At 61.0% G+C, this 7562-nt stretch carries 6 protein-coding genes and 1 tRNA gene; 3 read left to right on the forward strand and 4 right to left on the reverse strand.

From position 1 onward, the window contains the following. Nucleotides 1-74: 74 nt before the first annotated feature. On the reverse strand, nt 75-1751 hold the full coding sequence (locus H0485_RS15500; protein WP_226936858.1) for a formate--tetrahydrofolate ligase: 1677 nt from the start codon (nt 1749-1751) through the stop codon (nt 75-77). A 319-nt stretch (nt 1752-2070) separates the two neighbouring features. On the opposite strand from H0485_RS15500, the gene H0485_RS15505 reads away from it, so the two are divergent. Beyond that, nucleotides 2071-2256: a zinc-finger domain-containing protein gene (locus H0485_RS15505; RefSeq protein WP_226936859.1), complete on the forward strand. Its 186-nt coding sequence runs from the start codon at nt 2071-2073 to the stop codon at nt 2254-2256. Nucleotides 2257-2392: 136 nt separating this feature from the next. Next, nucleotides 2393-2824, forward strand: coding sequence for a hypothetical protein (locus tag H0485_RS15510; protein ID WP_226936860.1), 432 nt, complete (start codon nt 2393-2395; stop codon nt 2822-2824). Nucleotides 2825-2876: 52 nt separating this feature from the next. Here the strand turns inward: H0485_RS15510 and polA are convergent, their stop codons facing one another. Then, on the reverse strand, nt 2877-5702 hold the full coding sequence (polA, locus tag H0485_RS15515; protein ID WP_226936861.1) for a DNA polymerase I: 2826 nt from the start codon (nt 5700-5702) through the stop codon (nt 2877-2879). A gap of 539 nt (nt 5703-6241) precedes the next feature. Between polA and H0485_RS15520 the strand changes: the two genes are divergently transcribed. Further along, a tRNA-Cys gene (locus H0485_RS15520) sits at nt 6242-6315 on the forward strand. A 68-nt stretch (nt 6316-6383) separates the two neighbouring features. Here the strand turns inward: H0485_RS15520 and H0485_RS15525 are convergent. Together H0485_RS15525 and H0485_RS15530 are read right to left on the reverse strand one after the other, a co-directional pair. Further along, nucleotides 6384-7022 carry a tyrosine-type recombinase/integrase gene (locus H0485_RS15525; RefSeq protein ID WP_226936862.1) on the reverse strand — a complete coding sequence of 213 codons (639 nt, stop codon included), beginning with the start codon at nt 7020-7022 and terminating at the stop codon, nt 6384-6386. A gap of 86 nt (nt 7023-7108) precedes the next feature. Next, the coding region (locus H0485_RS15530) for an IS3 family transposase (protein WP_226936863.1) at nt 7109-7562 on the reverse strand (454 nt) is incomplete at its 5' end.

Raw genomic sequence — 7562 nt, forward strand, 5'->3', positions numbered from 1 at the left:
TCCCTCAAGCTTGCAGCCTTCAGGCCGGCCCGGATCCGGGGGGAGGCTCTCCCCCCGGGCCCTTTTTTACAGGCTCAGAACAGGCCTTCGACCTGACCTGCCTCATTGAGGCGGATGGTCTCGGCGGCGGGCACGCGGGGCAGGCCCGGCATGGTCATGATCTCGCCGCAGATCGCGACGACGAAACCGGCCCCGGCCGAGAGACGCACTTCGCGCACCGGGATGGTATGGCCTTCGGGCGCGCCGCGCAGGTTCGGATCGGTCGAGAAGCTGTACTGGGTTTTTGCCATACAGACCGGCAGGTTACCGTAGCCGGCAGCTTCCCAAGCCTTGAGCTGATCGCGCACCGATTTATCGGCAATCACATCGCCCGCATGGTAAATCCGCCTGGCAATGGTCTCGATCTTGGCAAAGAGGCCCATCTCATCAGGATAGAGCGGGGCAAAGTTCGATTTGCCGCCCTCGGCCAGTTCGACGACCTTTTTCGCCAGATCCTCAATGCCTTCCGAGCCTTTGGCCCAGTGTTTGCACAGGATGGCCTCGGCGCCCTGTTCGGCGACATAGGCTTTGACCGCCTCCACCTCGGCATCGGTATCCGAGTAGAAGTGGTTAATCGCCACCACCACCGGCACGCCAAAGCCCTTCACATTGGCGATATGGCGGCCAAGGTTCGGACAGCCCTTCTGCACCGCGGCGACATTCTCGGCGCCAAGATCGGCCTTGGCCACGCCGCCATTCATCTTCATCGCCCGCACCGTGGCCACGATCACCGCGGCCGAAGGCTTGAGGCCTGCCTTACGGCATTTGATATCAAAGAACTTTTCCGCGCCGAGATCGGCGCCGAAACCGGCTTCGGTCACCACATATTCGCCGAGCTTCAGCGCGGTGCGGGTGGCGATCACCGAGTTGCAGCCATGCGCGATATTGGCGAAGGGGCCGCCATGGACGAAGGCCGGATTGTTCTCGAGCGTCTGCACGAGATTGGGCTGCATCGCGTCTTTCAGCAGCACGGTCATCGCGCCATCGGCCTTGATATCGCGGCAATAGACCGGCTTTTTCTCGCGGGTATAGGCGACGATAATATCGCCAAGGCGCTTTTGCAGATCTTCCAGGTCTCTGGAAAGGCAGAGAATTGCCATGACTTCCGAGGCGACGGTGATGTCAAAGCCGGTCTGGCGCGGGAAGCCGTTCGACACGCCGCCGAGCGAGACCACCGCATCGCGCAGCGCGCGGTCATTCATATCCATGACCCGGCGCCAGGCGATACGACGCTGGTCGATCTCGAGCTCATTGCCCCAGTAGATATGGTTATCGATCATCGCCGACAGCAGGTTATGCGCGGCGGTGATGGCGTGGAAATCGCCGGTGAAATGAAGGTTCATCTCCTCCATCGGCACCACCTGGGCCATGCCGCCGCCCGCTGCGCCACCCTTCATGCCGAAATTCGGCCCGAGCGAGGCTTCGCGGATGCAGATCACCGCTTTTTTGCCGATGCGGTTCAGACCATCGCCCAGACCCACGGTGGTGGTGGTCTTGCCCTCGCCGGCCGGGGTCGGGTTGATCGCGGTGACGAGGATCAGCTTGCCATCGGCCTTGCCCTCGAGCGAGCGGATGAACTCCTGACCCACTTTGGCCTTGTCATGGCCATAGGGCAGCAGATGTTCGGTGGGGATCCCCAGCTTCGCGCCAATCTCCTGGATCGGCTTCTTCTTCGCATCGCGTGCGATCTCAATATCGGATCTGAATGCCATGGTTCCTCCCGTCGGCACTTAAGCTGACCACCTACCACGAATCGCCGGGAAGGCGGATATTCTTTAACACTTTTCCGTATTTAGAGAGCGGAGCACATCTTTTTCTGCCTCGTGGAGCGGATGCGGCTAAGTGTCAAATTATTCGCATTAATAAACAGATATTCCTATCGGTCAACATCTGGCGGTTCCTGCCGCAGGGCCGGAAGCATTTTTCGCCGCGCTGCCGCAGGGGCGGTGCCTTGCCCCGGGGGCGACCTCTGATAATATGAGGTAAAGCCGGTTTTTTGACCCGGTGCCAGCCCAACCAAGGACTCAGACCATGACCCTGCCAGCCCCGGAAACCAAGCTTGTCACCCAGTGGAAAGTGGCCTGCGACGGCGGAGAAGGGGCGCTTGGCCATCCCCGCGTCTGGCTGTCGATCCCGCAGGAGACCGGTTTTGTCGAATGCGGTTATTGCGACAAGCGCTTTGAGATCGACCGGGCTCATGCCACAGGCGATCACTGAGAGCTGAGGCTGAGAGCTGAGGCTGAGATCGGGTCGCGCCCTGGCTTTGGTACCGGGGCGCGGCTTTCCTGACTATCCAGGGCCACAGGCCCTGGTTATCCTTGCCCGGCCCCTCTCATCCTTCTGAGGGGCAAAAATGCAGGATAATCTGATGCGCGCCCTTTGTCTTTCCACGATTTTCTCGGGCCTTTTTGCCGTTACCCCGGCTCTGGCCGCCGATCCCTTCTGTATGAAGGGTGATTTTGAACCCTTTATCGCCCGCTACAGCCGCGAGATTGCGGTGCAGGAAGCGGCAACCGCCGATCCGGTGATGTTTGAACTGCTGGATATGGAAGCGATGGCGAGCGAGGAGCTGACCGCGCGCGAAATGCCGCTTTCCGAAATTGCCTGGCCGGTGATGCCGGAGCTGAAATCAGCGGAAGCTACGGGATATGTCGTGGAGATCACCGCTGCGGCCGAAACGGCCTCGGTGCTGATCCGGGGCGCGGATAATGGCGAAAGGGTGACCTGGTATTTCACCAGATCGCCCTGCTGGACCCTGGTGCGGGTCCGCGACGACGGTATGTGAGCGGGGCGCACGCGCCGGGCAGGGGAGGGCTCCCCTGCCACGGGAGAGGCGCTTAATGCGCCTCGGCCCAGTTGCGGCCCTGACCGGCTTCCGCGACCAGTTTCACATCCAGCTTCACCGCAGGCTCTGCCGCCGCCTCCATCACCGCGCGCGCGCTGGCAATCAGTCTGGCGGCATCGGCCTCGCGCACTTCGAACAGCAGTTCGTCATGCACCTGCAGCAGCATCCGGGCCTCAAGTCCGGCAATCGCGGCCGGCATCCGGATCATTGCCCGGCGGATCACATCGGCCGCCGTGCCCTGGATCGGGGCATTGATCGCGGCGCGTTTGGCAAAACCTGCCCCCGGACCCTTTGCATTGATCTCGGGCGTATTGATGCGCCGGCCAAACAGGGTTTTGACAAAACCATTGGCTTTGGCGAAGGCCACGGTGTCATCCATATAGCTGCGGATGCCGGGGAAACGCTCAAAATAGCGGTCGATAAACCCCTGGGCCTCGGCGCGCGGGATGCGCAGATTGCGCGCCAGGCCAAAGCCGGAAATGCCATAGATCACGCCAAAGTTGATCGCCTTGGCCTGGCGGCGGATCATCGGGTCCATCCCCTCCAGCGGCACCCCGAACATTTCCGAGGCGGTCATGGCATGAATGTCATGGCCATCATGGAAGGCCTGTTTCAGCGCCGGTATATTCGCCATATGCGCGAGGATGCGCAGCTCGATCTGGCTGTAGTCGAGCGAGACCAGAACCTTGCCCTCAGGCGCGACAAAGGCCTCGCGGATCCGGCGGCCCTCTTCGGTGCGCACCGGGATATTCTGCAGGTTCGGATCGGTCGAGGCGAGGCGGCCAGTGGTCGCCCCCGCGATCGAATAGGAGGTATGGACCCGCCCGGTTTCGGGGTTGATCGCCTGCTGCAAAGCATCGGTATAGGTCGATTTCAGTTTGGAAATCTGCCGCCAGTCGAGGATTTTTGCCGCCAGAGCCGCGCCCTGCGGATGGGCATCCTTGAGCGTGGTGATATCTTCAAGCACATCGGCCCCGGTGCCGTAAGCGCCGGTCTTGCCCTTTTCGCCGCCTGGCACGCCGAGCCGGTCAAACAGAACCTCGCCCAGCTGTTTGGGCGAGCCCGGGTTGAATTTCTCACCGGCAATCTCAAGGATCTCATCCTCATATTGCGCCAGTTTCTGCGCGAAAGCATTCGACATGCGCGAAAGCGTGTCGCGGTCGACCCTGATCCCGGCCATTTCCATATCGGCCAGCACCGGCACCAGCGGCCGCTCGAGCGTCTCATAGACCGTGGTCACCCGGTTCAGATGCAGTTTCGGCTTCAGCACCTGCCAGAGCCGCAAAGTGATATCAGCATCCTCGGCGGCATATTTCACCGCATCCTCCAGCTTCACCTGATCAAAGGTGATCTGGCTCTTGCCCGCGCCGATCAGCTCTTTGATCGGCAGCGGCTTATGGCCGAGATAAAGCTCGGAAAGCTCATCCATGCCATGATTATGCCGCCCGGCATTCTGTGCATATGAAAGCAGCATCGTATCATCGAGCGGCGCGATCCGGATGCCGAGCCGCGCCATGATCTTCAGATCATATTTGATATTCTGGCCGATCTTCAGCACCGCCGGATCTTCCAGAACCGGCTTCAGCCTGGCCAGCACCGCCTCCAGCGGCAGCTGCCCCTCAACTTTGCGGGCCGCGCCGAACAGGTCCCCGCCGCCCTCGCTATGGCCGAGCGGAATATAGCAGGCCTTGCCCGGATCGACGGCCAGCGAGATCCCGACCAGTTCGGCCTGCATCTCATCGAGCGAGGTGGTCTCGGTGTCGAAAGCGACATGGCCAACCTCATGGATCCGCGCGATCCAGCGGTCGAGCGCGGCAAGATCATGCACCGCCTCATAGCTGTCGTAATCAAAGCCCAGGCGCAGCGGCTCTGCCGGGGTTTCGGCGGCAGAGGCCGGGGCAGCTGGCTTCGCTGCCTCGATCACCGGCACGTCAACCTTCAGCCGTTCCGCCACCCGCCGCGCGAGGCCGCGGAATTCCATCTTCGTCAGAAAGCCCAGCAGCGCCTCAGGCTCGGGTTTTTTCACCTCAAGATCGTCAAGGCTGATGTCGAGCGGGGTCTGGTCATCGAGCGAGACCAGCTGGCGCGAGACCAGGATCTGCTCGCGATTGTCGATCAGGCTCTGGCGGCGTTTGGGCTGTTTGATTTCGCCCGCGCGCTCAAGCAGCTGATCGAGATCGCCATATTCATTGATGAGAAGCGCCGCGGTTTTCAGCCCGATCCCCGGCGCGCCGGGCACGTTATCGACCGAATCTCCGGCCAGGGCCTGAACATCGATCACCCGCTCCGGTCCGACACCGAATTTCTCGAAGACTTCATCCGGGCCGATTTTGCGGTTTTTCATCGGCTCGAGAATATCAATCCCCGGTCGCACCAGCTGCATCAGATCCTTATCCGAGGAAATGATCGTGGCCGAGCCGCCGGCCTCGACCGCCTGGCGCGCGAGGGTGGCGATGATGTCATCGGCCTCATAGCCCTCAACCTCGATACAGGCGACGTTAAAGGCCCGGGTGGCCTCGCGCGTCAGCGGGAACTGCGGTTTCAGATCCTCGGGCGGCGGCGGACGATTGGCCTTATAGGCCTCATAAATCTGATTGCGGAAGGTTTTCGACGAATAGTCGAAGATCACCGCAATATGAGTGGCGGCATCCGAGGCGCGTTCGCGCGTCAGCTCGGTCCAGAGAATATTGGAAAAGCCCGAAACCGCCCCGACCGGCGTGCCATCGGCCCGTGTCAGCGGTGGCAGCGCGTGATAGGCGCGGAAAATATAGGCCGATCCGTCGATCAGATGCAGATGATGGCCCTTACCGAAACCCATGGCTTTCACTCCCGCGCAATCAGGGGGACAGATATGTCAGAGAGCGGGGCCAGGGTCCAGAAGAGAGGCGGCCCGCCCTGGGTTCAGCCTCGGGCCGGACCTGGGTGAAAACGCCGGGTTGTGAGGGCCAGGGGTGAAATGCCGGGGGGTGAAATGCCGGGGGGTGAAATGCGGGGGGGGGGATCTCCAGACAACAGCTTTCTTTCGCCGCTGATCCGGATGGGGCAGGCTGGCGAAAAACCTGCAGGAAGGCCGCAGGCCAGGGTTATTTCCTGTATCTGAGGGCGCGCGGGACCCTGGGATATACCACGGTCCCGGCGCGGCTGGCCTGGCAGGGGGATCCGGGGTGAGGAGAGCTTTTGCGGCAGCGGGCAGGCGCACGAGGCCATGCGCTGCTCTGTCGGGCGCGGAGCAGGCCATGATCAGGGGGCAGGGGCGAGGCTGGGTCTCAACTAAGTGACGGAAGTTGCAGATGAGAGTGCCAGCCCCCCTTGCGAAGCCCCGGCCCTTGGGCTAATCGGTGTGCACCTCAGGGCAACGGCGGGTTGGCGGAGAGGTTACGCAGCGGATTGCAAATCCGTGAAGACCGGTTCGATTCCGGTACCCGCCTCCATAATTTTCAATGACTTAAGGCGGGTAGCGACCTCGAGCGTTGAAAGTTTGAAACAACCGTTGAAACTTTCACGTTCCGGACTTGTTCCGTTCTGCGCGGTTCCGAGCCTCCTGAGCGCGGGTTGCCAGCTCCCGCTGGCGGACCATCCCCCCATATTTTTTCAGCATCTCGACGCCCGAATGGCCTGTCACGGCCTTCACCATTTCATCGTCACAGCCGGCCAAATAAAGTTCGATGGTCGCATTCTTCCTCAGGCCGTGGGTGACATAGTCCTTGGCATCAGGATGCTGCATCTGTTCCTTCAGCGCCCGCATTACATCGGTGACGACGCGGTAGTGAGCCGGCTGCCCCTTTGATCCGACGACGATGGTCAGGCCCTCCTTCGGAACGGTGGCCAGGTAGTTGCGCAGGCGGTCGGTCAGCGGAATCCACATCGGTTTGTCGGTCTTGCCCTGGGTGAAGTCGAACGCGCTATCGGTGAAGTGATTCCAGCGGAACTTCAGAACGTCCCCAATCCGCTGGCCGGTGCCGATACACAGCTCGTAGACCAGACGCGCCCGCGGTGATGCGATCGTCTCGAACTCGACACGAACCTCCTCCGGCCACGGTTCCCAGCCGTCGCTTTCCTGCTTGAACAGGGGAACGCCATGGGCAGGATTGCCCTGTTCGTTCTTGATAAAGCCAATAAGACGGGCATCTTTGAGCAAGATAGCCAAAACCTGAACCAGATAATTGGCCTGTCGCCAATGATCCTTGTCGGCCTGTTGAAGCGCATTGAATAGCCCCGAGTTTCTTAGACACCTTCGTGTGTCATCGCCTGGCGGCGTTCGAACTCTACTGGTGAGAGCATGCCGTTTCTCGCATGCTTTCGCTTGGGGTTATAGAACATCTCGATGTAGTCGAACACGTCCTGCCTTGCCTCGTCACGTGATCGGTATGTCTTGCGCCTGATGCGCTCGCGCTTGAGCAAGTTGAAGAAGCTTTCGGCGACCGCGTTGTCGTGGCAGTTTCCGCGGCGGCTCATGGAATGTTCAAGATTGTGAGCGCGTAGGAATGCGCCCCAGTCCATGCTTGTGAACTGGCTGCCCTGATCCGAATGGATCAGGACCTTCGCTTTGGGTTTGCGCCGCCACACGGCCATGAGGAGCGCCTGAAGCACGACGTCGGTAGTTTGTCTGCTTTGCATCGACCAGCCGACGACGCGGCGGGAGTAGAGGTCGATCACGACAGCAAGATAAGCAAAACCC

Origin of the sequence: Pseudogemmobacter faecipullorum (assembly GCF_020539525.1) — a bacterium.
GTDB classification, from domain to species: Bacteria; Pseudomonadota; Alphaproteobacteria; order Rhodobacterales; family Rhodobacteraceae; genus Pseudogemmobacter; species Pseudogemmobacter faecipullorum.